This is a genomic window from Marinobacter arenosus (genome assembly GCF_019264345.1).
Taxonomy (GTDB): domain Bacteria; phylum Pseudomonadota; class Gammaproteobacteria; order Pseudomonadales; family Oleiphilaceae; genus Marinobacter; species Marinobacter arenosus.
In genome coordinates, this window is record NZ_JAHVAO010000001.1 from 2,336,291 (window position 1) to 2,362,118 (window position 25,828).

Here is a 25,828-nt window from a genome sequence, read left to right on the forward strand (position 1 = left end):
GGAGCGTGTTATGAAAATTCTGATCACCGGAGCCTCCGGTTTTATTGGCAGACATGTGTGCCTGGCCCTGACCCAACAGGGGCATGAGGTGATTGCACTGATGCGATCCCCCGATTCGCTGGCGACACTGAGAACCTTCGTCCGTGCGGGAGCCGGCGCAGCCGAGCGAATTTCGGTCCTGGCAGGAGACCTCGAAACCCCGGAACTGGGACTGACCGAATGGCCTGCCGGGGTCGATTGCGTGGTGCATCTGGTCGCGCGCTTCGCGTGGCACCTGCCGCCGCACGAGGCCCGCCACACCAACGTGACCGGTAGCCTGCGGGTGGCGGAGCTGGCCCGGGCACTGGGTGCCCGCCTGGTGTTTGTCACCGGCTTCATGCTCGCCAACACGGCTCACCTGGAAAGGTCCGGCATCGACCTGCTCCACCCCGATCGGACCCGCTGGCACCGGGTCTACCGCAGACTGGGTGGCTATGAAGCCAGCAAACTGGAAAGCGGCCTGGCCACTCGGGCGTTTGTCAGGCAGAACCAGATGGACAGTGTCGAAATCCAGCCGGCCACGGTCGCCGGACACTCGGCCACCGGTCACATCGATCCGGCCCAGCCCCTTTACGCACTGATGGACAACCTCTTCCAGGGTCGGATGGCCATGATTCCCGGCAGTCCACACCACTGGTTACCGCTGATTCCGGTCGACACCCTGGCGGCTCTCATCGCGGCCGCCTGTTGCCATAAACAGCCACCGCGGACCCTGCTGGCACTGGATGACACAACGCCCAATCTACGGGCATTGCTGGCCACGCTCGCCAGCATCACCGGACAAGGCGCACCGAGCTATCACGTGCCGGTGGCGATCCTGCGTGGACTGCTCAGAGTTCCGGGCGTCGCCGGCTTGTTGAAGGTTGCCCCGGAGTCCCTGGATTTTATTCAGCCACAACGCTTCGATACCACCGTCACCCGCCGCTTCCTGTCGGACGCCGGCATCCCGGTTCCGGCCTTCCAAAGCTACCTGGCCGCATCGGCCCACTATTATCTCAACCAGGACAATTCTGACGAAAAAATCGAGACTTATGCATCCAATTAGCGGAGACAGTAGTATCAGTGGGGGTAGGTACGTATTTATACGTAGAAGTCACAAAAAGAGAGTCGTCATCATGATTCGATGGAAGTTCTCATGCAGTGCCCTCATTCTCCCGCTGTTGCTGGCCGGCTGTAGCGACGGCGGCAGCAACGCCGCCAGCGAAACCACAGCCGCAGATCTCAAACCACCCGCGGAAACCGGCGTGCTCAAGGTCGCCACCCGCAATGGATCGACCACTTATTACCTGGACCGGCACGAAAATCCGGTCGGGCCGGAATACGCGCTGATCAGCGATTACGCCCAGGCCCGTGGCTGGGAGGTGGAATGGACCATGCTGGATTCGACGGGCGAGGTCCTGAAATCCCTGGATGCGGGTACAACCCATCTCGCCGCCGCCGGCCTGACCCATCTGCCATCCCGGGACGAACGTTTCACCCGAGGCCCGGCCCATACCGAAATCACGGAACAACTGGTGTGCCACCGGGATGCCCGCCCCCTGCCCCGGCAGCCTGAGAATCTTCCCGGCACCGAGATCGTCGTCACCGCCGGTTCCAGTTATGTGGAAACCCTCAACACGCTGAAGGAACAACACACGGGCCTCGAGTTCAAGGAAGACGACAAGCGGACCACCGAGGTCATCCTGTCGGCGGTTGCCGAGCAGGACATCGGCTGCACCGTGGCCGATTCCAACATCGTGCAAGTGATGCGCCGCCATTTCCCGCATCTGGAAGTGGCGATGAACCTGACCACCGGACAGAATCTCGGCTGGTACCTCCCATCGGGCTCGGACGACCTGGCGTCGGATGCCCGGGAATGGATGAACAGCAGCGCCGGTGACGAAGCCATCGGCCGCATGGAAAATCGCTACTACGCCTACATCGGCGATTTCGATTTCGTGGATCTCCGCGCCCTGAACCGTCGCATTGAGGATCGTTTGCCCGACTTCATCGACGAGTTCCGGGAGGCCGAAGCCAAGACCGGCATGCCGGCGGACTTGCTGGCAGCCCTGTCTTATCAGGAGTCCCATTGGGATCCCGAGGCGAAATCCCCCACCGGTGTTCGCGGCATCATGATGCTCACCCAACGCACCGCGGAATCCCTGGGCGTGGATAACCGCCTGGACCCGTATGCGGCCATTGACGGCGGCGCCCGCTACCTGGCGGACCGGCATCGCCGACTGCCGGAGACGATCCCGGAGCCGGACCGCACGTTCCTGGCCCTGGCCAGCTACAATATCGGTCGCGGCCACCTGCTCGACGCCCGAGAACTGGCCCGCTCACTGAACAAGAACCCTGACTCCTGGCAGGATATGTCGGAGGTTCTGCCGCTGAAAGCGGACAAACGCTACTATCCGAGCACCCGGTACGGCTATGCCCGAGGCTACGAGCCCGTGCATTACGTGCAACGCATCCGCAACTACCGGGACGTGATTCAGGAAGCGTTTCATGAATAACGCCAAGCGTTCATCCAAATGTGACAAGGGAGCGCGGTCGGAAACGGCCGCGCGTGACTATGCTTAAACGGATTCTGTCCTGTGTTTTTCTGCTGGCCCTCGCCACCGCCGGCCAGCTTCATGCCGCCGAAACCCCGCTGAAAGTCGGCATCACCGAAGTGCCACCGTTCGTCATGCAGACCGAGGACGGGCGATGGGAAGGCATCAGCATCGACCTTTGGCGGACCGTGGCGGCGGGCATGGATCGGGACTTTGAATGGGTACCCATGGCGTTCAGCGATCTGCTGAGCGCCACCGAAACCGGGGAGATCGATGTCGCCGTCGGGGCCCTGACCATGACCGCCGACCGGGAGGCGCGCTTCGATTTCAGCCACCCGTTCTATCAGACCGGGCTGTCGATCGCGGTTCCGCCGCAACCGGAACAAAGCCTGCTCGCCAGCCTGAAGGCGCTGATCAGTTGGCAATTCGTCAGTGTCGTGCTGGCGCTTGGCGCGCTGCTGCTGGCCGTCGGTTTTGCACTCTGGCTGGTGGAACGCCGGCGTAACCCGGAACAGTTTGGCGGCTCCGCCGCCCAGGGCATTGGTTCGAGCTTCTGGTGGGCGGCAGTGACCATGACCACCGTAGGCTACGGTGACAAGGCGCCGGTGTCCTTTGCCGGTCGGCTGATTGCCCTGGTCTGGATGTTTGCCGGCTTGATCATGGTGGCCAGCTTCACGGCGGCCATCACCTCCTCGCTGACCGTCAGTAACCTGCGCACGGGCATCCAGGGGGCCGATGACCTGCCAGGCAAGGTTGTTGCCACCATCAACGGTACCGCCAGTCAGCGCTATCTGGAGGAACAGCGAATCCGCTACCAATCCTATCCGGACCTGACCTCGGCCATGGTGTCCGTGGCAGAAGGGGAGACCGATGCCATTGTCTACGATCGCGCGCTCCTGCAGTACCGGAACCAGCAGCTCGGTCAGCAGCAGCTGTCGATTCTGCCGGGCATTTTCGCCGAGCAACTGTATGCCCTGGCCTTGCCCGAGGGTCGCCCCCTGAGGGCCAGAGTCTCCCAGCAGATTCTGCGCATGACCGAGTCCCCAGACTGGCGCGACGTCCAGGCCAGTTACCTCGGTTCCGAGTAACGGTGAGCGCGGGCGCGCCAGGGCAGCGCCCGCGTCGTCAGGATCCGAACAGCGCGGAACGCAGCGGTTTCAGGAAGCCGCCGGTGTCACGGGCGCTGGCGTGGGTACGTTTGCCGTCGAACTCCAGGAAGCCGTCCTCGATGGGCTCGAACCGGAGGATCTTCACGTCCTCAAGGTAGTTCTGGGAGGCCTTCCAGGGGCCGTGGGTGCCCTGGCGGGGCAGCCGGTCCGCGGCCCGCTTCACGTAGCCGGAGTTGAGCGCACCGAGGATGGTGTCCTCGCCCCGACTGTTCTCGGTGTCCCGGGCCATCACCACCCGGTAGCCGCGCTTGTCCATCAGGTTCATCAGGCGGCACAGGTATTCAGCGGCGATGTCCACTTTCAGGGTCCAGGAGATGTTGGTGTAGCCAAAGATCATGCCGGCGTTGGGCATGCCTTCCACCATCACGTTCTTGTAGATGACCTTGTCCTTCATCAACACCGCCTGGCCATCCACCGTCGGCTTGATGCCACCGAGCATCTGGATCTCCAGGCCGGTGGCCGGAACGATGATATCCGCCTCCAGCTCCTCACCGGATTTCAGACGGATGCCGGTTTCGGTGAACCGCTCGATGTGGTCGGTGGCGATGCTGGCTTTGCCGGTCTTCAGGGCGGTGAACAGATCGCCGTCTTTCACGACACACAGGCGCTGATCCCAGGGATCGTAATCCGGGGTAAAATGCCGCATGTCGGCTTGACCGTTCACCTGACGCTTGATGATCCCGAGGAACATCCGGCGCATGAATCTGGGGCTCTTGCGGGATCGCTGGTACAGGAAGCGGGAAATCGCCACATTGCGGGCCCGGGTCAGCTTGTAGGCCACTGAATCCGGCAGAACTTTCTGCAGCCCGAGTGCCAGCTTGTCAGTGGACGGCAGGGGCATGAGATAGGTCGGGGACCGCTGGAGCATGGTCACATGGCCGGCTTGCTCCGCCATGGTTGGAACCAGCGTGATGGCGGTGGCGCCGCTGCCGATCACCACAACCTTCTTGCCCGCGTAGTCCAGATCCTCTGGCCAGTGCTGAGGGTGCACAATCTGGCCCTTGAACTCGCTTTCGCCCGGGAAATCGGGCGTGTAGCCGTGGTCATAGTTGTAATAGCCGGTACAGCCGACCAGGAAATTCGCGGTGTAGGTCTGAGTCTCACCGGTGGCCTCGTGTTCGGCGGTGACTCGCCAGCATTTATCGACGCTGGACCAGTCCGCGGTTTTCACCGCCAGGCCGTAACGGATGTGGCGGTCTACGTCATGTTCCCGTGCGGTTTCCTGCACGTATTGCTTGATCGACGCGCCATCCGCCAGCACCTTGCCACCCACCCAGGGCCGGAAGTTGTACCCAAAGGTGAACATGTCGGAATCGGACCGGATACCCGGGTAACGGAACAGGTCCCAGGTGCCGCCCAGGGACTGGCGGCGCTCAAGAATGGCGAAGGACTTGCCCGGGCAGTCCCGACGCAGGTGGCACGCCATTCCGATCCCGGATACGCCCGCGCCTATAATCAGGACATCAAAGTGTTGCTCATTCATAACCGGCCTCTCGACTCCCTTGTTGTTGTTCCGATCACGCCTCTGGAATCAAGATAGCCCAGGCGGGCGCGGGTGGGAATTGGCCGGGCCGGTGCTACCGGGCCGTTGTTTGAGCCAGTTCACAGATGGCCCTGGCCGAGTGCTCGGCCCAGATCCGGTAGGCATTCGCGCCGGGGTGAAAACCGTCGGCCGCCATGAAACCGGGCTCCAGTGGAAAGCCCACCGACAGGAACCGGGTGCCCGCCCGGTGGCGGCAGAAGTCCTCCAGCAACCCGTTGAGCTGCCGGGCACGCAGACCTAGGTACCAGCGCAGGGGCTGGGGCAGCGCCGGAAACAGGTGCATGGGCGGAATGGCAGTAAACAGGACGAGTTGCGCGGAAAAACGATCGGCCAGCTGGCCGGACAACTCGTCCAGGTGTTTCAGCCATGGCCGGTCACGGGTCCGGCCGGTGACGTCGTTTACGCCGATGGACACCAGTACCACGTCAAACCGGGACTCCGGCTCCTGCACCAGGGCCCTGAGCACATCGCCCGATGTGCGCCCGGTCTCTGCAATCAGTCGCCAGTGCAGCCGGAATCGCTGACCGAGTTGCGCGGCCAGGCAACCCGCGAGGGCCTCACTCTGATTGGTCACCCCCACACCTGCCGCCGCCGAGTCACCGACAATCAGCAAGCGCAGCTCAGGACCGTGACCCGTCACGCCTTCACGCTCACCTTCCGGCTCCGGCAACCGGGGCGTGATGCGGCGTACGTAATGGCCCTGGCCGATCAGGATCGGCCCCAGGGCCAGTGTCGACAGTGGGTAAAGCATGGCGGTTGATTCGATCGTCCCGGTTTCTGGATGTTCTGACCTTAGTCGAAATACCACCGATTAAAAAGAACCGGGGCGTAGGGCGCGGGAGGATCTCCCTCACCGCCGACCGGCCTAGACTGGCAACTCTCCCTTCGATCAGGAACCCTTCCAATGACCGGTCCGATACTGATTCTCGGTGGTGCCTCACTCGACACCATTGTTCAACTGCCGGAACTGCCGGCCCCGACACCTCAGACCATCTGGCCCGAGGCCAGCTACCGGGCCCTGGGCAGCACCGGGGCCGGCAAGAGCCTGAACCTGGTCGCGTTGGGCCACCGCGTGGTGTTCCACACGCTGTTGGGCGACGACCACGAGGGCCGACAGGTCCGTGCCGCCCTGCAGCACCCCCGCCTGCACCTGCTGGAAACCCAGACCGCGGCCGCAACCGAACAGCACACCAACCTGATGACGCCCGACGGCAAGCGGATTTCGCTGTTCGTGCAGCCTCCCGCCGAGCCCGACTCCCTGGACTGGCAATCGGTGCGACGGGCCGCTCGGGATTGCGCCCTGGCGGTGGTCAATATTCTCGGCTATACCCGCTCCGCCCTGCCCTGGCTTGGAGCGGACAAGCTGCCCATCTGGACCGACCTGCACGATTACGATGGCGCCAACCCCCACCACCAGCCCTTTATCGACGCCGCCCGGGTGATCTTCCTGTCCAGCGACAACCTGCCGGACTACCGCCAGACGATGGCGCACCTGGTACAGCAGGGCAAAGACTTCGTGGTCTGTACCCACGGCGCTGCCGGCGCGAGCCTGCTCACCGCGGCAGGCGAGTGGCTGGAGCAGCCGGTGGTTCCGGCCACCCGGGTGCTGGACACCAACGGGGCCGGCGACGCCTTCTTCAGTGGCTTTCTGCACCGTTACCTTGAGGGAGCAGCATTGTCGGAATGCCTGCGGGCCGGCGCCGTTTGCGGGGCCCTGTGCGTGGCCAGCCGGTCGCTGGCTCCTGCTGACCTCAGCCCGGAAAAGCTGGGGGTGGAATCCACCGGATAGCGCCAAAGGTCGGGATTGAGCGGGCATCTTCCCTGTGCGACAGTCAGAAGGTCATTCACTGCGGGACGCAATACCCATGAAAACCGTTTTCTCTCCCCTGCACAGTCGTCGCGCCGTCAAAACCGAATTGGATGGCGGTATCCTGATCGATCCCCATGAAAAGCCGTCCCGGGCGGAGACCATCCTGGCCCGGGTAAAAAGCCAGGGGCTCGGGGAGATCCTGGAGCCGGAGGAGTTCGGGCTGGAACCGGTGAAACGGGTACACCGGGCCGACTACGTTGCCTTCCTGGAAACGTGCTGGGCGGACTGGGTCGCCGCCGACAAACCCGGGGAGGCCATCCCCGCGGTCTGGTGCGGTCGTGGCATGCGGGCCAGGGTTCCAAAGGACATTGATGGCCGCCTCGGCTACTACAGCTTTGCCGCCGAAACCTCGATTTCCGACGGCACCTGGGAAGCCGCGCGGGCCTCCGCCAACGTGGCGCTCACGGCCCAGCGACTGGTGGCCCGAGGGGAACGGGCCGCGTTCGCCCTGTGCCGGCCACCGGGTCATCATGCCCACGCCGACCTGTTCGGCGGCTACTGCTTTTTCAACAACGCCGCCATTGCGGCCCAGGCGTTCCGGGACCAGGGCGCCGAACGGGTGGCGATTCTCGACGTCGACTTCCACCACGGCAACGGCACCCAGGCGATTTTCTACAATCGCCGGGACGTGCTGACCCTCAGTCTGCACGGCGACCCGGACCTGGTGTTTCCGCATTTTCTGGGCTTCGAGGATGAAACCGGGGAAGGTGAAGGCGAAGGCTACAACCTGAACATCGTGTACCCTCCGGGTACCCCATACAGCACCTGGAGCCAGGGCCTGGAAACGGCCTGCGAGCGGATTGCCGGATTCCGGCCGGACGCCCTGATTGTCGCGCTCGGCGTGGACACCTTCGAGGAGGATCCGATTTCATTCTTCAAGCTGAAATCGGAGGACTATCTCAGCCTGGGCCGGCGGCTCGAAGCGCTGGGTCTGCCGACGGTGTTCACCATGGAAGGCGGTTACGACGTGGACGCCATTGGCGTCAATGCCGTTAATGTCATGCAGGGATTCGACGGAGCCTGAGGCTCCGGGGGTTCAGCCCTTGAACCCCTTGCCCAGCAGGTAGACCTCCCGAGAGCGGGCGCGGGAGGAATCCGGTTTGCGCACCACGACCTTGTCGAACACCGCCCGGACTGATTTCAGGTACTCGTCGTACCCTTCGCCCTGAAACACCTTGGCGAGGAAGCTGCCCTTGGGCTTGAGCACCTGGCACGCCATATCCAGCGCCAGCTCCACCAGGTACATGGACGAGGCCTGGTCCGCCACCGTCACGCCACTGATGTTCGGGGCCATGTCGGAGATCACCACATCCACCGGGGCATCGCCCAGGGTCGCCATGATCTGATCGAATACCTCGTTCTCGGTAAAGTCACCCTGAATAAATTCCACCCCGGCGACCGGGTCCATGGGCAGGATGTCGGAGGCGATGACCCGGCCCTTGTGGCCCACCAGGTTGGCCGCAACCTGGGACCAGCCGCCCGGAGCCGAGCCCAGATCCATCACCACCATGTTGGGATGAATCAGGCGGTCCTTCTTGTTGATCTCCAGAAGTTTGTAGCTGGCCCGGGAGCGATAGCCGTCCACCTGCGCCTGTTTCACGAAGGGGTCGTTCACGTGCTCTTCGAGCCAGCGGTTGCTGCTTTTGGATCGGGCCATAGGAACTCATCAGTCGGGAAGAAACCAGGGGCCTATTGTACGTGGCGCGCCAACGCCCGGCAAAATCCTGACAACGGCGCCCGGCGCACGTACAATCGGTGCACCTTGGGCCGGGCCGGCTCGGGACGATCTCACGGGCACTAGCGGGCGACCATCGTGAACTTGAACGACATCCGAAAACTGCACCAGAAAAAATACCGCCAGGCCTTCGGGCATTACCTGGTCGAGGGTGAGCATCTGGCGCTGGAACTGCAAAAGGCCGCCAGCAGCCAACCCGCGCTCGAAGCCGCCGAGCTCTACGTCACCGACGCCTACGCACACTGGCAGAGCCCGTTCCGGACGCATCTGGTCAGCGAACGTCAAATGGCACAACTGGCCGACACCCGAACCCCGCAAGGCATTCTGGCGGTGGTCCCCATGCCCACGCCGGACCCCGGCCGGGCCTCACCGGCGCCGGGGGAAAAAGCCATCTACCTGTACGAAGTCCAGGATCCGGGCAACCTCGGCACCGTTTTGCGCACCCTGGCCTGGTTTGGCGGCTTTCGCTGCCTGCTCAGCCCCGGCAGCGTTGACCCCTACAACCCGAAAGTGGTGCGTGCCAGCATGGGCGCTCTGTTCCATGTTCCCCTGGCCACCGACGTGCCACTGTCGCAACTCGCCAGCCATTATCAGCGCGTTGCCTGCCTCGACCTGAACGGGGCAGCGCTGACCTCACCGGGGTTCCGCCAGCACGATTGCTACCTGTTCGGCAACGAGGCCCGCGGGGTCCCGACGCAAGCCCTGAAGGAACTGGCGGCCGCGCCCTACACCATCCCGGGGCACGGAGACATCGAGTCATTGAATCTCGCGACCTCCGTCAACATCTGCGCCTACGAGCTGATCCGGGGTTAACGCGGGCAGCCTTGAGCTTTTTTGGCAGTCAGTCTGGCGGATATCGTCATTGCCCGTAGCTTGCTAATTGGCGAGGATGGGGCCCTGAAGCCCCACTCCGGATGACGATTATGGATGCCTATCTCCAGCCCAGCGCTTTCTTTGACTATGACCAGCCCGAGCTCAAAGCCTGGATAACCCGTCAGTTGGAAGGTGTCCCCGAGGATCCGGTGGAACAGATCAAAGCGCTGTACCTGGCGGTCCGGGACGGCGTCAGTTACAACCCCTACGTGTTCCGCACCGATCCGGAAACCTTCAGCGCCAGCCACGCGCTGACCAGCGGCGAAAGCTACTGCATTCCGAAAGCGGTCCTGTTGGGCGCGGCCGCCCGATCCATCGGCATTCCCAGCCGACTGGGCCTGGCGGATGTGCGCAACCACCTGTCCAGTCCGAAACTGATCGAGTGGCTGCAGTCCGACATCTTCCGGATGCACGGTTTTATTGAGCTGTTCCTGAACGGGCGCTGGGTGAAGGCAACGCCGGCGTTCAACCGGCAGTTGTGCGAATTGATGGGCGTGGCTCCGCTGGCGTTCGACGGTGAGCACGATTCGGTCTTTCAGGAGTTCACCGATTCCGGTGACGCCCACATGGAGTACGTGAACGATCACGGCGTTTTCGACGACGTTCCCCACGAATTCATCGTGTCGGGAATCCGGGATGCCTACCCGCATCTGTTCGGGGACACCGAGCTCACGCCTTCCGAGCGAACCAGCCTGGAAGCCGATCTTGACCGATAACCGGCCGACGATCGCAGGCGTCAGTCCTGACTGACCAGGCTTTCCGCCCCGCCCTGCGCGGCCAGGGCCGAGGCAAAGGCATCCATCAGTCGGTTGGCGCTGCGCCAGCGCAACGCGCTGTCCGGGCTCAGGGCACGGCTGAAGCGTTCAAACCGGACGTCCTGCCAATGATCCGGTTCCAGGATGCGCTCCACGCGCCCGACGTTGGTCCGGGTCGCCGGCTGCAGCTCATAGCGCAACGTCGGCACCTGGTCACCGGACACGAAGTCGTGGCCCCGGTGGTAATCGTGCAGCAACAGCATTAGCAGGCCACCCCCCATAAAGTGGCGCCCCAGACTGACCGCCAGCTCGCCGTTCCGGATAGCCGCCAGCGCCTGGGGTTCCCAATCAACACCGCCAATCACCAGGTCCGTGCCGGGCTGCTTGCCCACCATCCGGGCCGCTTCAATGGCGCCGAGCGCCATGCCATCACTCGCGCTCCAGATGGACGTCGTGTCCGGATAACGCTTGAGCAATATGCGGGTTTTCTGCCGGGCCTCTTCGGCACTCCACTCCGCGTTGACCAACTGGGACAGTCTCGCCCTCTGGTCGTTCACTGCTTTGAGCAGGCCGGTGTTCCGGTCTTTCGCGGCGGAGGAATCGAGGGTTCCGGACAGGGCAATCAAGGACAACGGCCGCTCCGGCTCAATCAGGCCCAGGTCCCGTGCCTGCTGCCCCAGAAAGTCTGCCAGTTGACGGCCGGCGGCCACGTTGTCCGGCGACAGGTGACCAATCCAGTTTGCCAGGGATTGCCGGGGCAAGCCCACCTCCCGCTGCGCCTCGGCGGGGACATCGGTGTTGAAGGTGAACACTTTAACCCCGGCGTCGTTGGCAAGGCGGAGCATGCGCGCAGTGACGCCCTCTTTGCACATGAACACGAGGTAGTCAGGCTTATCCGGTCGGTTAAGCACCGATTGCAGGAGATTGAGGTAACTGAATCGATGACTCTCCCGGTCGACCTCGATACTGAGGTCCATCTCCAGGTCGGACGCCACGGCCGTCATGAAGTCGGCGACCATGAACCAGAAACGAGAATCGTCCGGGGACAGGAAGACAACGCTGGGGCGGGTGGCCGCCTGGACAGGCGCCAGCAGCCAAACCGAAAGGAGGCAGGATATCAACAACCGACGACGGGACTTCATCACGCCACTTCCCCCTCGACACACCAAAATCCGGGCAGATGGGGCCTAAGCTACCTCAGAACCCCGATCCCGAACAAGCAACCGCGTCGGTGGGTACAAAAAAAGGCACCGGATCGCTCCGGTGCCTTTCGCTCTCATCATCAGGAGGTCGTGGACAGGGGGTCTTAGGCGGCCTCGTCCTCGTCGTCTTCCACCGAGTTGCGGATCAGGAAGTCGAACGCGCTCAGCGCCGCCTTGGAGCCCTCTCCCATGGAAATCACGATCTGCTTGTAGGGCACGGTGGTGGCATCGCCCGCCGCGAACACACCCGGAATGGAGGTTTCGTTGCGGTCGTTCACGATGATTTCGCCGTGCTGGCTCAGCTCGATATCGCCCTTCAGCCATTCGGTGTTCGGCACCAGCCCGATCTGGACGAACACGCCTTCCAGCGCCACGTGGTGCTCCTCACCCGAGGTGCGGTCCTTGTAGTTCAGCCCGCTCACTTTGCCGTTCTCACCGGTGATTTCGGTGGTCTGGCCGGAGGTGATGATTTCCACGTTCTTCAGACTGCGCAGTTTCTTCTGAAGGACGTCGTCGGCGCGCATCTCGGCACCGAACTCGATCAGGGTAACGTGACCGACGATGCCCGCCAGGTCGATGGCCGCTTCCACGCCGGAATTACCACCACCAATCACCGCCACACGCTTGCCCTTGAACAGCGGACCGTCGCAGTGCGGGCAGTAGGCCACGCCCTTGTTCCGGTACTCTTCCTCACCCGGAACACCCAACTGGCGCCAGCGGGCACCGGTGGACAGCACCAGAGTGCGGGCTTTCAGGGATGCCCCGTTGGCCAGACGGATCTCATGGGGCAGGCCGGGCCGGGCCGCCGGAATCAGTTTTTCGGCCTGCTGCATGTTCATGATGTCGACGTCGTATTCCTTGACGTGCTGCTCCATGGCGGCAACCAGTTTCGGGCCTTCGGTGTAAGGCACGGAAATCAGGTTCTCGATGCCCATGGTGTCGGCCACCTGGCCACCAAAGCGCTCGGCGGCGATGCCCGTGGAGATGCCCTTGCGCGACGCGTAAATAGCCGCAGAGGCACCGGCCGGACCGCCACCGATCACCAGCACCTCGAAGGTGTCTTTCTGGTTGATCTTCTCGGCTTCCTTTTCGTCGGATTTGGTGTCCAACCGGGCAACGATCTCTTCGAGGGTCATGCGTCCCTGCCCCCAGGCCTCACCGTTGAGGTAGACACTGGGAACGGCCATGACTTCACGCCGCTCCACTTCGTCCTGGAACAGGGCGCCGTCAATGGACGTGTGCTTGATGTTGGGATTCAGCACGCTCATGAGGTTGAGCGCCTGAACCACGTCCGGGCAGTTCTGGCAGGACAGGGAGAAATAGGTTTCGAACTCGAACGAACCGTCCAGATCCTTGACCTGCTCGATCACGTCCTGAGCCGCCTTCGACGGGTGGCCACCGACCTGCAGCAACGCCAGCACCAGGGAGGTGAACTCGTGGCCCATGGGAATACCCGCGAACCGGACACCAATGTCGGAACCCACGCGGTTGATGGCAAAGGATGGACGGCGCACATCGGCGCTGTCTTCGGTCCGAAGGCTGATCTTCTCGGACATGGGCTCGATCTCCTCGAGCAACTGCTTCAGCTCCTGGGACTTTGCCCCGTCATCGTAGGCTGCCACCAGCTCGATCGGCTGCTGCAGTTTCTCCATGTAGGCTTTCAATTGCTCCTTGATACCGGCATCCAACATGTACGCGTTCCTCTTCGGTTAAGGTGAAACCAAGTCTCTGAATTTTAAAAGGACTGTAAGTTTGATGTAGCGAACAATAAGGGCTGGCGGGAAAAGCCTCAAATTGATTGGCCCAAACAGTTTGATAGGCCTTTGCTATACGGTAATTAAGGTTTGATAGTTCATGCCCGAACCTTGACCAATAGCGCATATGCAGACGGCGCCACACCCTCTAAGATGGAGACAGACACCGAAAAATCACCCCTCGCTATCGAGAATAGGCAGAGCATGTTTCTAGATCGTTTCTACTCCCTCAAGGATGAGCGCGTTTCCATCACAGCGCTGCAAGCCAGCCGTTTCGCCAAGGAAATAGCGGGGGACTTCAATCCGATACACGATCCCGATGCCCGGCGCTTCTGTGTGCCGGGTGATCTCCTGTTTGCGGTGGTTCTGGCCCGGTTCGGGCTCTCTGCCAACATGACATTCCAGTTCCGCAGCCTGCTCGGCGACAGTGTCCCGCTGGCGTTCCGGGAGCCCGCCGAGGGCACCATTGAAGTCTGCGACAGCAACGGCAAAGTCTACCTAGAGGTCACCCGAAGCGGTGCCCACACCCATGACGAAACCGTCATCGAGAACTTCACTCGTTGCTACGTGGCTGCCTCCGGGAAGAACTTCCCCCACACGCTGCAGCCGCTGATGGAATCCAAGGGCGTGATGTTCAACCCGGACCGTCCGATGGTCATGTACGAGAGCATGAGCCTCGCCCTCGACACACTGGATGCTGCCGCGCCGGAGCTGGAACTGCACAATGCCGATCTGGAAGCCAACGGCAAGCGCGGCAACGTCACCCTTGAATACCGGCTGCTGTCCGATGGCCAGCCGGTCGGTGAGGTGGCCAAGCGCCTGGTGCTCGGCGGCCTGCGCCCTTACAGTCAGGACGCCATGGCGGGCGTGCTTGAGGAGTTCTACCGGCTCAAGGCCCGCGGCGCCAACTACGGCGGCAACGCCTGACCCCGGCAGACGTATCACTGAGACCACAACAACAGCGGAGGCGCACACAATGGCGATTCAGGTAGGTGAACGGGTACCGAACATCGAACTGCAGGTCATGGGCAGCAACGGTCCGGAAAAGCTCAGCACCGGCGAACTCTTTGCCGGCAAGAAGGTGGTTGTGTTCGCCGTCCCCGGCGCCTTCACACCTACCTGCTCGGCCGCCCACCTGCCGGGGTTTGTCGTTAACGCCGACCAGATTAAGGCCAGGGGTGTGGACACCATCGCCTGCACCTCGGTGAACGACGCCTTCGTGATGGATGCCTGGGGCAAGGCCAGCAACGCCGAGGAGATCCTGATGCTCGCCGATGGCCTGGCCGAGTTCGCCACCGCCGTGGGCCTGACCCAGGACCGGACCGCCACCAAGATGGGCATTCGTAGCCAGCGCTACGCGATGATTGTCGACGACGGTGTCGTCACCTGGCTTGAGGTGGATGAAAAGGGCCTGGAGAAAACCAGCGCCGAAGCCGTCCTCGCCGCCCTTTAATCCCCTCCAGACGCAACGAACCCCGGCTGGACCGGGGTTCGTGTGCAGTATCGGGCCCGCAACGCAGGCCCTTACCTTTCGTTTCGCCTGAGAAGGGAAACTTAGATCTTGCCAACCAGATCCAGGGAAGGAGCCAGCGTCTCTTCGCCTTCCTTCCACTTGGCCGGGCAGACTTCGCCAGGATGGTTACGAACGTACTGAGCCGCTTTGACCTTGCGCATCAGATCGTCCGCATCACGGCCAATGCCTTCGGCAGTGATTTCCATCGCCTGGATAACGCCATCCGGATCGATCAGGAAGGTGGCGCGATCGGCCAGGCCCTGACCTTCACGCATCACACCGAAGTTGTTGGTGATGGTGCCGGTCTGGTCGCCAACCATGTAGTAGTTGATCTTACCGATGGTTTCAGACGCATCGTGCCACGCCTTGTGGGTGAAGTGGGTGTCGGTGGACACAGAGAACACTTCCACGCCCAGCTTCTGCAGCTCTTCGTACTTGTCCGCCACGTCGCCCAGCTCGGTCGGGCACACGAAGGTGAAGTCAGCCGGGTAGAAGAAGAATACGGCCCACTTGCCCTTTACGTCGGCTTCGCTGATGTCAACGAACTCGCCCTGTTTGAATGCAGTTGCGTTGAACGGTTTGATCTCGCTGTTAATGATGCCCATTAAAGCTAACTCCTGGTTGATGGATTCACGGGTAAATGAATGAACGACGCCCAAGTTAATGATTTTGGGCGTCCGGATAAAATTGATAATTTCCAAACCAAAGATAGGCAATGCCTATTTTGAGTGGAGGCAAGGCGAAGACTCCCCACAGGCCAGTTAATGGAGACGGATTTGCCAACTTCAATCTTTCGGAATGTGAGGAATGGACTATTATTAGTGCTCTGCAGGGAGGACAGGGCTCATGCAACGATGTCTTCTGCTACTCATCTGCCTGGCGGTCACCGCCTGCGGCGGTGGCTCAGGAAGCTCCGGCGGCACCGTCGGTCTCTCCGAGCGCCCGTCCAACACCGAATGCCTGGCCTTTGATCCGACCGCCGAGGTGCAACTTACCCCCATTGCGCCCTCCCTCAGTTTCAACGCGCCGCTGCTGATGCTGCCCCACCCCAGCCTGCCCGGGATTTTCTACGTGGTTGAACAGGGTGGCGTTATCCATCGCCTGGACCTGAATACGCAGACCCGGAGCCAGTTGGTGGACCTGTCCGCCACTTATTCCCTGAGCGAGTGTAACGAATGCGGATTGCTCGGCATGGCGTTCGACCCGGCGTTTGCCTCCAACGGCTTTATCTACCTGTCGCTCACCGAGAACACCAACGGCATGACCTCGTTCGTCGCCCGCTTCGAATCCACCGACAATGGCCAGAGCCTCAGGGACGACGGGGCCGGCGGACTGGACCGCACCAACCTGCTGGAACAGCAACAGCCGTTCAGCAACCACAACGGCGGCCACATCGCCTTTGGCCCGGACAATCTGCTCTACGTCGGGCTTGGCGATGGCGGCGACGCCAACGACCCGGGCAATCGCGCCCAGAGCCTGTCCACCCGGCTCGGCAAGATACTCAGGATCAACACCGACGGCAGCCCCGCCAACAACGGGGTGTCCGGGTCGGTACCGGAAATCTACGCCTACGGCCTGCGCAACCCCTGGCGCTGGAGTTTTGACCGCGACACGGGGGACCTCTGGGCCGGGGATGTGGGCCAGAACCAGTTTGAGGAAATCAACCAGATTACCCTGGGCGGCAATTACGGCTGGCGCTGCTACGAGGGCTTCCAGCGCACCAACAACAGCTGCAGCGCGCCGGCGTCCGACCCCATCGCGCCGGTTGCCGCCTACGGTCGTTCGGACGGCATTTCCGTCACCGGCGGTTACGTCTACCGCGGGAACAACATGCCCGCCCTCCGCGGCGCCTACCTGTTCTCCGATTTCGGTTCGGGCACGCTGTGGGCCCTCGAGCGACAGCCAGACGACAGCTACCAGCGCCGCACCCTGCTGGAAACCGGCCGCAATGTGGCCTCCTTCGCCGAAGACCGGGACGGTGAGCTTTACCTCATTACCTTCTCCGGCCTGTTCCGGATTGACCCGGTGAACGTTGACGTGGAACTGCCCCAGCGACTGTCCGAGACCGGCTGCGTTCAGGCCAGTGCGCCCTGGCAGCCAGGGGATGGCCTGATTCCCTACACCGTCATTGAACCCTTCTGGTCCGACGGGGCCGACAAGACCCGCTACATGGCCCTGCCCAACGGCACCAGTGTCAGCGTCGATGACAGCGGCGATTTCCAATTCCCGCGGGGCTCGGTGCTGGTGAAACACTTCACGCTGAGCCAGCGCCTCATTGAAACCCGCCTGTACCTGCACAACGCCGATGGCAGCTGGTCCGGCTACAGCTACCAGTGGAACGACGCCGGCACCGACGCCGAACTGGTCGACGGCGCCCAGGACGTGGACTTGGGTGGTCAGGTCTGGCATTACCCGTCCGCCGGCGAATGCAACCTTTGCCACACCGCTGCGGCAGGCTTCAGTCTCGGCCTGGAAACCCTGCAACTGAACACCGATTTCACCTATCCGGGAACCGGCAGGACTGCCAATCAACTGGCCACGCTGGCGGGCATTGGCGTTCTCGGCCAACCGCCCACCGCGGCCCAGCGTGAACGGCGCCTGACCCCAAGCCGTGACGACACGGCCTCGATCACCAGCCGCGCCCGCAGTTACCTGCACACCAACTGCAGTCAGTGCCACCGCCCAGGCGGCACTTCCCAGAGCGGCATGGACCTGCGGTTCACCACGCCCCTGGCCCAGACCGGTGCCTGCGGTATCGTACCCAGCAACGGGGACCTGGGCCGCCCCGGAGCGCAACTGCTCAGCCCCGGGGATGCCGAGAATTCCCTGCTGTACCTGCGGATGGTTGCCGACCAGGCGTCGCGGATGCCGCCGATCAGCACGTTGCAGGTAGACACCCGGGGCGCCCTGGTCATCGCGGACTGGATTAATCAACTCGGCAGCTGCAACTGACCCACCGCGACCGCGCTTGCAAAAAAAAAGCAGGTTGATCCAGCGGACCAACCTGCTTTTTGTTCACAAACTGACCGGATTAACCGGCAAGCTCGATTTTGTGGAAATCCAGGATATTCTCCTTGGGAGACGTCCGGATGGCCGCCACTTCGGAGCGCTTCTTCGCCAGGATGTAGGCAAAACAGCCGAAGTACAGGGCGATCACCAGGGCACCGACCCACTGGATGCGCAGGAAATCCAGCTGGAACAGCATGGTCAGGCCAATCATCGCCAGGAAGTTGAATACCACGTAGTTGGCCCGGCCCAGGCGCTGGGCAGTCAGGTTCAGGTTGTCGGTGTACAGCCGGATCAGGGAATCCAGGGAGTTGACCACCATCAACACCCCGACGGTGATCATGGCAATGTTGGTGAAGGCGGCCACCTGCAGGCCCTCGTCGTGGTAGTGGAACAGCACCGAGAACCACACGCCGATGGCGATGGACGGGACCACCAGCATCGCGATCAGCAGCTGCCAGGTCCGGATACCACTGACAAAACGCGCCGTGAACTGACCAATCATGATGCTCCAGGAGAACCACCAGAACAGGTAGAACTCGTGGTAGTCATTGATGGGCAACAGGAACTGGTGAATGTTGGTGAAGTATTCACCCAGCAGGCTGAACGTCCCGAAGAAATCACCGGGGGAACCGTCGCCGGTCAGGAACGCCCTGCCCCACATGCCGAGAATCAGGGCAATGAACAGGGCACTGGAGCCGATACTCAGGATCCGCACGTACTTGATCTTCGAACTGGAGTAGACCGCCAGTCCAATGGCCGCAAACACGATGGCGTAGAAGGTCGGTACCACCGATTCGCCGTCGCCCACCTGGGGCAGGTACCAGGGCAGGTTCACCAGCAGCAGGTAGGCGGTGAAGGCGCAGGTGCCGATGATCACCACGTTGTTGACCACCTTGACCAGGGGAATCTCGAAAAACTTCACCCGCGGCTCGATGATCGCGAAGTAGAAGCAGGTCAGGAAATAGAAGCCCCAGATCAGGAAGGCCCAGAAGCCAAACTCGATGGCCAGCGGGTTGGCAAAGCCGTATTCCGGGCTTGCCGAGAGGTCGCTGTAGCCGCCGAACTCGGTCAGCGGGAACATGATCAGCCCGACGTCCAGCCCGGAGGTGAACAGGATGGCGATAAAGGTCAGGGTGCGTACCGGCGTCACGCCGATGCATTGCACGTCCCACCACTTGTACAGAATCAGCGCGATGGCCGCGAAGGTGAAAATCAGGCCTGTGGATAACCAGAGTGTCATGAGGTCCTCCGGCGGTTTTCAGTCATTATAGTGAACAGCATGGGTGTTCCTCCTCTACTTTGAAGCTGTTGCTCGTTCGAATCGGACACAAACCCCCGCGTTGTTTTTTGACGGGCCAGGACTTGCCTATCTGGCGCCCAGGAAACGGCTGGCAGAGCCGTCGCGCTGATAGGGAAATCCTGATGGTTTGCAAAGCCCCGGAGGCATTGCACCTCCGGGTGGAAACGGTGTGCAGCGCTAGCCCAGCACCCGCTTGGCCGTTCCCGGTCGCTGTCGCTCCTGCCATTGCCCGTCCATGAGCACAGGGGCGTCAGAAGGTTTCAGGGGCTCCCTGCCCCGAATCAGATCGGCTGCCCGCTCGGCCACCATGATGGTGGGCGCGTTCAGGTTGCCGTTGGGTATGGTCGGGAAGATGGACGAGTCCACCACCCGCAGGTTTCGAATGCCCCGAACCCGGGTCTGGGGATCCACCACCGCCAGCTCGTCCGTGCCCATCTTGCAGGTGCAGGAGGGGTGATAGGCGCTTTCCACCGCCTGCCGGACGAAGGCATCGATCTCGTCATCAGTCTGGACGTCGACTCCGGGCTGGATTTCCGGGCCACGGTACGCGTCCATCGCCGGCTGGTTGATGATTTCCCGGGTCAGCCGGACACAATCCCGGAAGCCTTCCCGGTCCGCTTCGTGCTGCAGGTAGTTGAAGCGGATTTGCGGCGCCTGGGTCGGATCGGCGGATTGCACATGCACCGTGCCCCGGCTTTTCGGCTTGTTGTGCCCGATGTGCAGCTGGAAACCGTCGCCGGCAAAGGCTTCCTTACCGTCGTAGCGCATGGCCGCCGGCAGGAAGTGGTACTGCAGGTCGGGCCATTCGACGCCCGCCTTGGAGCGGATAAAGCCACAGGATTCGAAGTGGTTGGTCGCGCCCAGGCCGTCTTTTTTCAGAATCCAGCGCAGGCCGATCTTGAGCTTGTTCCACCAATCCAGCTTGCCGTTCAGGGACACCGGCTTGTTGCAGCGGAACTGGAAATAGAACTCCAGGTGATCCTGCAGGTTCTCGCCCACACCGGGCAGTTCGTGCTTCACCTCGATGCCGGCCGATTCCAGTACCTCGCGGCGGCCGATACCGGACAACTGCAACAAGTGCGGCGAGCCGATGGAACCGGCCGACAGGATGACCTCCTCGGCGGCCCGGGCTTCGTGCACCTTGCCACCCTGCTCGTAGCGAACACCGGTGGCGGTTTTGCCGTCCAGCAACACCTCGTGCACCAGGGCATGGGTCACCACGGTCAGGTTCGGGCGCTCCATGGCCGGGCGCAGGTAGGCATTGGCGGTGGACCAGCGGCGGCCGTTCTTCACCGTCATGTGCATGGCACCGAAGCCTTCCTGCTGGGCACCGTTGTAGTCGTTGGTGGGGAAATAGCCGGCATCCACGCCCGCATCCACGAAGGCCTGGTACAGCGGGTTCTGCATGTTGTTGCCGTTGTTCACCCCAAGCGGGCCCTGGTCGCCCCGGTAGTCATCGCCACCGAACGCCCAGGTCTCCGCCTTCTTGAAATACGGCAGTACCTGGCGGTAGTTCCAGCCCTCGGCCCCCTCGGCTTCCCATTCGTCGAAATCCCGGGCATGACCGCGGACATAGACCATGCCGTTGATGGACGAGGAGCCGCCCAGCACCTTGCCCCGGGGGCAATGCATGCGGCGGTTGTCCAGATAGGGCTCCGGCTCGGTTTCGAACTGCCAGGCGTACTTCTTGGTGTTCATCGGAATCGACAGCGCGGTCGGCATCTGGATGAAGATGCTCTTGTCGCTGCCGCCGGTTTCCAGCAGCAGCACGCGGTGTCGGGCGTCCTCGGTGAGACGGTTCGCCAGCACGCAACCGGCGGAACCTGCCCCGACAATGATGTAGTCGTATCGGTTTTCTTTCATAGAGTCGCTCCGGGTTGGGTCACTGGCTTAAAACGGCGCATCCAGGTCTTCCATGCCGATGTACACCGACTTGAGCTGGGTGTAGTAGTCGAGGGTGACCTTGCCGTTTTCGCGACCAATGCCGGAGAGCTTGTAGCCGCCCACCGGCATTTCGGCGGGCGAGGCGCCGTAGCTGTTGATCCAGCAGATCCCGGCCTGGATCTGGTGAATCACCCGGTGAGCGCGGCGGATATCCCGGGTGAACAGGCCCGCGGCCAGGCCGGTGTCGGTGCTGTTGGCCCGGGCAATCACCTCGTCCTCGTCGGAGAAGGTGAGTACCGACATCACCGGCCCGAAGATTTCCTCCCGCACGATGGTCATGTCATCGGTGCAGTCGGTGAAAATCGTGGGCTCGACAAAATAGCCACCCTTCGAGTCTTCGGGCTCGAACGCGCGGCCACCGTGGCTCAGCGTCGCCCCTTCCGACAGGCCTTTGGCGATGTAGTCGAGCACCAGGTCCCGGTGCTTCGCCGAGATCAGGGCGCCGAAATTGGTGTCCGGATCCATCGGATCGCCCGGCTTGATGTTCTTGCGGGTGCGCTCCAGCAGACGGTCCATGAAGCGCTCATAGATGCTCTCGTGGACAAACACCCGGGTGCCATTCGTGCAGATTTCGCCCTGGGTGTAGAAGTTGCCCACCATGGCCGCGGAGATGGCGTTTTCCAGGTCGGCGTCGTCAAAGATGATCAGCGGGGATTTGCCGCCCAGTTCCATGGTGACGTCTTTCAGGGTGGAGGAGGCGGCCGCCATGACCTTCTTGCCGGTACCGACCTCACCCGTGAACGACACCTTGGCGATGGCAGGCTCGTGGGTCAGCCAGGCACCCACGTCCGCCGCGCCCTGGACCACGTTAAAGACGCCCGCCGGAACGCCGGCTTCAACAAAAATCTCCGCCAGCTTGATCGCCCCCATGGGGGTCTCTTCCGACGGCTTGAAGATCATGGCGTTACCGCAGGCCAGCGCCGGCGCCGACTTCCAGCAGGCGATCTGGATCGGGTAATTCCAGGCGCCGATCCCGGCACAGATACCCAGCGGCTCGCGACGGGTGTAATAGAAGTCACCGCCCAGGTCCTGCTGATTGCCTTCGATGGACGGGGCCAGCCCGGCGAAGAATTCCACGGCGTCGGCACCCGTGGCCACATCCACCGCTTCCGCCTCCTGCCAGGGTTTGCCGGTGTCCCGCACTTCGCAGGCCGCCAGTTCGTCGTTGCGCTCACGAAGCAGGGCCACGGCCTTCAGCAGGATACGGCTGCGTTCGATGGTCGGCATCGCCGACCACTCGGCGAAGCCGGCGCGGGCGCTCTCTATCGCTGCCTGCTGCACCGATTCGTCGGCCACTTCCACCTCGTAGATCACCTGGCCGGTGGCAGGATTCACCACCGGGAACACCTCACCGGTGCTGTTGGCCAGGAAGCGACCGTGGACAAAGTTCTGAAAGCGGGGTACCGAATTGGACATAATCTGTGAAACCTCAAAAAGATGAATTCGTTGTCTCGGCCTGGGACAGGGCATCATGCACGAAGCGCTTGCACAGCGTTTCGCCGGCCTCAAAGCTCTCCTGCGGGTCGAGGCTCAGGGCACTGCGCAGCCAGAAGCCGTCGATCAAGGCCGCGGTCTGCCGAGCAGCGGCCGTTGCGGCCGTGGGCCCGAGCACCTGGGCAAAGGAGTAACGCAGATTGCTGTACAGCCGTGCGTTGTTGATCTGCTGCAGCCGCTTCAGACCCGGTTCGTGCATGGACCGGGCCCAGAAGCTGAGCCAGGTTTTCGCGGCCAGTGCCGAGCGCTGGAACTCGGAAAAATTCGACTCGATGATGCAGTTCAGGCGCTGCTCCGGCGAACCGTCGGTTTTTGCCATGCGTTCCCGGAGTTCCTTGCCGAGCTGGTCCAACAGGTACCGCAACGCCGCTTCAATCAGCCCCTGCTTGCCGCCGAAATAGTGGCTGATGATGCCCGAGGACATCCCCGCCCGTTTGCTGATGCTGACTATGGTCGTGTTCTGCATCCCCAGCTCTGCGATGGAATGCATGGTGGCCTCGATCAGCTGCTGCTTGCGTGTGTCTTTGACTCCGACTTTTGGCATGACAGGTTCGTTACCGTTTCCGCATCTCTTTTGTTAATTGAACGTTCAATTAAAATAAAGGCTACCGAAAAGATGACACGCTTGCAACGTTGTTCAAGAAACAGTCAGTGGCTCGCCGGCCAGAGCGTCAGTTTTTCCGCCGGTAGTGGGGATCGGTCCAGCACTGGGGCAGGGATTCGCCGGATGGGAAGCTCAGCTCGGATTTATCATAGAATTCAGGATCCTGGGCTTCCTCGCCGTAATGCAAGCTGCCTTTGATGCGGTGTTCATGGGGATCGAACAACCCCCGGGTATCCAGCACCTCAATCAGGTGTCCGGTGGATTTCTCTGCCACAAACATATCGACCTCCTGCATCTGTCGTTTCGGGGTTGCTGTCAGCTACCGGGTGGGTCGTCCGTAAAAGCACTCAGGTGGAAGGCAATGGCCTCGTCCACTTCTTCCATGCCGCAGATCCTCGGCTGTGCCGCGCTGCCGCCGGCGAGCACGCTGAGTACCGATCGTACCCCGTGCGCCAGGGACTCGGTGTTGTAACCACCTTCCAGCACAAACGCGAGGCGGCCGTCGCAGACCCGATCCGCCAGGGCCTGGACAACTTCCGTCATGGCGGCGAAGCCGTCGTAGGAGACGTTCAGGGCCAGGTCAAACCAATGGGCATCGAAACCTGCCGACACCAGGATGATGTCCGGCTTGAAGTACTCGGCCGCCGGCACCAGGATCTCGTTCAGGGCCTTGAGATAGGCCAGGTCACCGGAACCGCCGGGAATCGGGACGTTTACAGTCGTCCCCTCGCCCAGTCCGGCACCCACTTCCTGAAGACCACCACTACCCGGGTAGAACGGGGCGGACCGGTGAATGTCGAAAAACAGCACGTCCGGGTCGGCCCAGAAGATGTCCTGGGTGCCATTGCCGTGATGGGCATCCCAGTCGACAATCAGCACACGCTGGCAACCCAGCTCCGCCTGGGCATGGGCGGCAGCCACCGCGACATTATTGAACAGGCAAAAACCCCGGGCCCGCACAGGTTCGGCGTGATGGCCGGGGGGGCGCACCAGCGCGAACGCACTACGGGTGGTACCGGAAACCACCGCCTCAACGGCGGCAACGGCGGTACCCGCGGCCACTTCAGCGGCCTCAATGCTGCCGGGTGACACCGCGGTGGTATCCACATCCAGCCAGGCGTTCTTGTTGCGCAGGGAAAAAACATAGTCCAGATAGGACGTGGTATGGACCCGGGCGAGCTGCTCACGGGTTGCCGCCTTGCCGAGCGCAAAACGAACGCCCTCCACCGGCTCCCGTTCAAGCAGCTCGATAATTGCCCGGATGCGGCCGGGATGCTCCGGGTATTTCCATTGCACATTCAGCCCCGACAGAATGCTTCGAACACGCTTATCGAGGCGTCCCGGCAGAAAAGCCGCGTTTACGTCAGGGGAGTGATTGAGCACCCTCTCGTCGTAGAAAACGGTGACCCCATTTGGCTCCGCCACAGTAGACTCCGAAATTCCGGTTTATGGGCTCTTGCTCAAGAGCAGGTTCCTCCGAAAGCATAGTCCAAAACCGGAGAAGCGGCAGCGCCCGGACTGCCCTGACGCCTGCCGTCGTCAGAACTCCGCGCGCGCGGTCACGGCCGCCACCGTCTTGTCATAATCGGCGGAATCCAGCGTGGATCGGTAATCCCGGTATTCCAGACTGGCCTCGGTGGTCAACCAGTCTGTCAGCCCCACCCCGTAGCTGATGTCCGCCGTGGCAATCCGGTCACTGCGAGGTTCGGACCCGACCGTGTCTGAGCCCGGCAGGGGCGACAGCAGAGGCTGCTCCACCGAGGACACGGGCTCATCGTAGTCCCGGGCCTCGAAACGCCAGCCAATTTTCACCGTATTCTCATGCCCCGACACCACGAACCGGTGCTTCAGTCGCGTTTTCACCGCAAGCATTTGGTAATCGTAGGCGTCAGAGACGGCGTCCTGGTCGTTGCCATCGAAGCCCAGAATGAACACGGTGCGGGTGTCGTTGAAAAACAGGAAACTATCAAGGCTCAGCCCGCGGGTATCCGCATCCCTCGCCTCGTTTTCCTCGAAAGATTTGCGGGCCTTCAACACGCTCGCCCGCAAATAGACGTCGTCACCCACCAGTTTGCCGAGGTAGAGACTGCTGCGGTTGTAATCCAGGAAGGGATCGGAGGCGAGCATTGACCGGGAAAAATGGTGACTGGCACCCAGGGTGACGGACCCGATGTCGTAACTCAGATCCGCGGACACCAGGTGCGTGTCCTGGTCGAACTCGTCGTTGTCCCGGTAGTTTCGGGAGGTGAAATCATAGGTACCGGTCAGCTTGACGTTGTCGGTCGGCCGACCGCTCGCCTCCACGCCCGCACCGAGAACCCAGGCCTGATCGCTCTGGCCGGACGAGGTGTCCAGCTCATCAACGTTCAGGTTGCTGTCGTATTCGTAGCCGGTCTCGACGTGCCCCCCGACCGTCGCCGCCTGGGCACTGAGCGGGAAACAGCCGGACAGGATGACCAGGGGCAGCGCGTGCGTCATGCGTTGCATTGA

General features: G+C 62.1%; 23 protein-coding genes. 10 read left to right on the top strand and 13 right to left on the bottom strand.

Annotated elements, in window-relative coordinates; all coding sequences use genetic code 11:
• The first annotated feature begins 10 nt into the window (after positions 1-10).
• The 3 genes from KXD86_RS10785 (at position 11) to KXD86_RS10795 (ending at position 3,661) form a co-directional block, all read left to right on the top strand.
• Positions 11-1,084: an SDR family oxidoreductase gene (locus tag KXD86_RS10785; RefSeq protein WP_218636025.1), complete on the top strand. Its 1,074-nt coding sequence runs from the start codon at positions 11-13 to the stop codon at positions 1,082-1,084.
• 70 nt (positions 1,085-1,154) lie between these two features.
• Entirely contained in the window at positions 1,155-2,534 is a 1,380-nt protein-coding gene (mltF, locus tag KXD86_RS10790) for a membrane-bound lytic murein transglycosylase MltF (RefSeq protein WP_218636026.1), read from the top strand.
• A gap of 59 nt (positions 2,535-2,593) precedes the next feature.
• Positions 2,594-3,661: a transporter substrate-binding domain-containing protein gene (locus KXD86_RS10795; protein WP_218636800.1), complete on the top strand. Its 1,068-nt coding sequence runs from the start codon at positions 2,594-2,596 to the stop codon at positions 3,659-3,661.
• Between the two features lie 37 nt (positions 3,662-3,698).
• Here KXD86_RS10795 and KXD86_RS10800 read toward each other — a convergent pair whose 3' ends face one another.
• Complete coding sequence (locus KXD86_RS10800; RefSeq protein ID WP_218636027.1) at positions 3,699-5,225, bottom strand: flavin-containing monooxygenase; 1,527 nt, start codon at positions 5,223-5,225, stop codon at positions 3,699-3,701.
• A 94-nt stretch (positions 5,226-5,319) separates the two neighbouring features.
• A complete protein-coding gene (locus tag KXD86_RS10805) occupies positions 5,320-6,036 on the bottom strand; it encodes an SGNH/GDSL hydrolase family protein (protein ID WP_218636028.1) in 717 nt (238 codons plus the stop codon).
• 153 nt (positions 6,037-6,189) lie between these two features.
• Between KXD86_RS10805 and KXD86_RS10810 the strand changes: the two genes are divergently transcribed.
• Positions 6,190-7,074 (top strand): carbohydrate kinase family protein, encoded by an 885-nt coding sequence (locus KXD86_RS10810; RefSeq protein WP_218636029.1) that lies wholly within the window; start codon positions 6,190-6,192, stop codon positions 7,072-7,074.
• Positions 7,075-7,150: 76 nt separating this feature from the next.
• Positions 7,151-8,179: a histone deacetylase family protein gene (locus KXD86_RS10815; protein ID WP_218636030.1), complete on the top strand. Its 1,029-nt coding sequence runs from the start codon at positions 7,151-7,153 to the stop codon at positions 8,177-8,179.
• Between the two features lie 12 nt (positions 8,180-8,191).
• Here KXD86_RS10815 and rlmE read toward each other — a convergent pair whose 3' ends face one another.
• Positions 8,192-8,812: a 23S rRNA (uridine(2552)-2'-O)-methyltransferase RlmE gene (gene rlmE / locus KXD86_RS10820; RefSeq protein ID WP_218636031.1), complete on the bottom strand. Its 621-nt coding sequence runs from the start codon at positions 8,810-8,812 to the stop codon at positions 8,192-8,194.
• A 156-nt stretch (positions 8,813-8,968) separates the two neighbouring features.
• Here rlmE and KXD86_RS10825 point away from each other — a divergent pair, with 156 nt between their 5' ends.
• Both KXD86_RS10825 and KXD86_RS10830 read left to right on the top strand, forming a co-directional pair.
• Positions 8,969-9,703, top strand: coding sequence for a TrmH family RNA methyltransferase (locus KXD86_RS10825; RefSeq protein ID WP_218636032.1), 735 nt, complete (start codon positions 8,969-8,971; stop codon positions 9,701-9,703).
• 110 nt (positions 9,704-9,813) lie between these two features.
• Complete coding sequence (locus KXD86_RS10830; RefSeq protein WP_218636033.1) at positions 9,814-10,479, top strand: transglutaminase-like domain-containing protein; 666 nt, start codon at positions 9,814-9,816, stop codon at positions 10,477-10,479.
• A 20-nt stretch (positions 10,480-10,499) separates the two neighbouring features.
• Here the strand turns inward: KXD86_RS10830 and KXD86_RS10835 are convergent, their stop codons facing one another.
• Positions 10,500-11,660, bottom strand: coding sequence for an ABC transporter substrate-binding protein (locus tag KXD86_RS10835; RefSeq protein WP_218636801.1), 1,161 nt, complete (start codon positions 11,658-11,660; stop codon positions 10,500-10,502).
• Between the two features lie 164 nt (positions 11,661-11,824).
• Positions 11,825-13,411 (bottom strand): alkyl hydroperoxide reductase subunit F, encoded by a 1,587-nt coding sequence (gene ahpF, locus KXD86_RS10840; RefSeq protein WP_218636034.1) that lies wholly within the window; start codon positions 13,409-13,411, stop codon positions 11,825-11,827.
• Positions 13,412-13,678: 267 nt separating this feature from the next.
• Here ahpF and KXD86_RS10845 point away from each other — a divergent pair, with 267 nt between their 5' ends.
• Both KXD86_RS10845 and KXD86_RS10850 read left to right on the top strand, forming a co-directional pair.
• Entirely contained in the window at positions 13,679-14,401 is a 723-nt protein-coding gene (locus KXD86_RS10845; RefSeq protein ID WP_218636035.1) for a DUF3581 domain-containing protein, read from the top strand.
• Between the two features lie 49 nt (positions 14,402-14,450).
• Positions 14,451-14,927: a peroxiredoxin gene (locus KXD86_RS10850; protein WP_218636036.1), complete on the top strand. Its 477-nt coding sequence runs from the start codon at positions 14,451-14,453 to the stop codon at positions 14,925-14,927.
• Between the two features lie 101 nt (positions 14,928-15,028).
• On the opposite strand, the gene ahpC is transcribed toward KXD86_RS10850, so the two are convergent.
• Positions 15,029-15,592, bottom strand: a complete 564-nt coding sequence (ahpC, locus tag KXD86_RS10855; protein ID WP_218636037.1) for an alkyl hydroperoxide reductase subunit C — start codon at positions 15,590-15,592, stop codon at positions 15,029-15,031.
• A 241-nt stretch (positions 15,593-15,833) separates the two neighbouring features.
• Between ahpC and KXD86_RS10860 the strand changes: the two genes are divergently transcribed.
• Positions 15,834-17,939 (top strand): PQQ-dependent sugar dehydrogenase, encoded by a 2,106-nt coding sequence (locus KXD86_RS10860; RefSeq protein WP_218636038.1) that lies wholly within the window; start codon positions 15,834-15,836, stop codon positions 17,937-17,939.
• 79 nt (positions 17,940-18,018) lie between these two features.
• On the opposite strand, the gene KXD86_RS10865 is transcribed toward KXD86_RS10860, so the two are convergent.
• The 7 genes from KXD86_RS10865 to KXD86_RS10895 all read right to left on the bottom strand — a co-directional run bounded on the left by KXD86_RS10865 (position 18,019) and on the right by KXD86_RS10895 (position 25,825).
• Positions 18,019-19,236, bottom strand: coding sequence for a BCCT family transporter (locus KXD86_RS10865; RefSeq protein ID WP_218636039.1), 1,218 nt, complete (start codon positions 19,234-19,236; stop codon positions 18,019-18,021).
• Positions 19,237-19,473: 237 nt separating this feature from the next.
• Positions 19,474-21,159 (bottom strand): choline dehydrogenase, encoded by a 1,686-nt coding sequence (betA, locus tag KXD86_RS10870; protein WP_218636040.1) that lies wholly within the window; start codon positions 21,157-21,159, stop codon positions 19,474-19,476.
• A gap of 27 nt (positions 21,160-21,186) precedes the next feature.
• Complete coding sequence (gene betB, locus KXD86_RS10875; protein WP_218636041.1) at positions 21,187-22,656, bottom strand: betaine-aldehyde dehydrogenase; 1,470 nt, start codon at positions 22,654-22,656, stop codon at positions 21,187-21,189.
• 13 nt (positions 22,657-22,669) lie between these two features.
• Positions 22,670-23,278 carry a transcriptional regulator BetI gene (gene betI / locus KXD86_RS10880; RefSeq protein WP_218636042.1) on the bottom strand — a complete coding sequence of 203 codons (609 nt, stop codon included), beginning with the start codon at positions 23,276-23,278 and terminating at the stop codon, positions 22,670-22,672.
• 127 nt (positions 23,279-23,405) lie between these two features.
• Positions 23,406-23,618 (bottom strand): acetyltransferase, encoded by a 213-nt coding sequence (locus tag KXD86_RS10885; protein ID WP_218636043.1) that lies wholly within the window; start codon positions 23,616-23,618, stop codon positions 23,406-23,408.
• 35 nt (positions 23,619-23,653) lie between these two features.
• On the bottom strand, positions 23,654-24,763 hold the full coding sequence (locus KXD86_RS10890) for a histone deacetylase family protein (RefSeq protein WP_218636044.1): 1,110 nt from the start codon (positions 24,761-24,763) through the stop codon (positions 23,654-23,656).
• Positions 24,764-24,877: 114 nt separating this feature from the next.
• Complete coding sequence (locus tag KXD86_RS10895; RefSeq protein WP_218636045.1) at positions 24,878-25,825, bottom strand: hypothetical protein; 948 nt, start codon at positions 25,823-25,825, stop codon at positions 24,878-24,880.
• Positions 25,826-25,828: the final 3 nt, after the last annotated feature.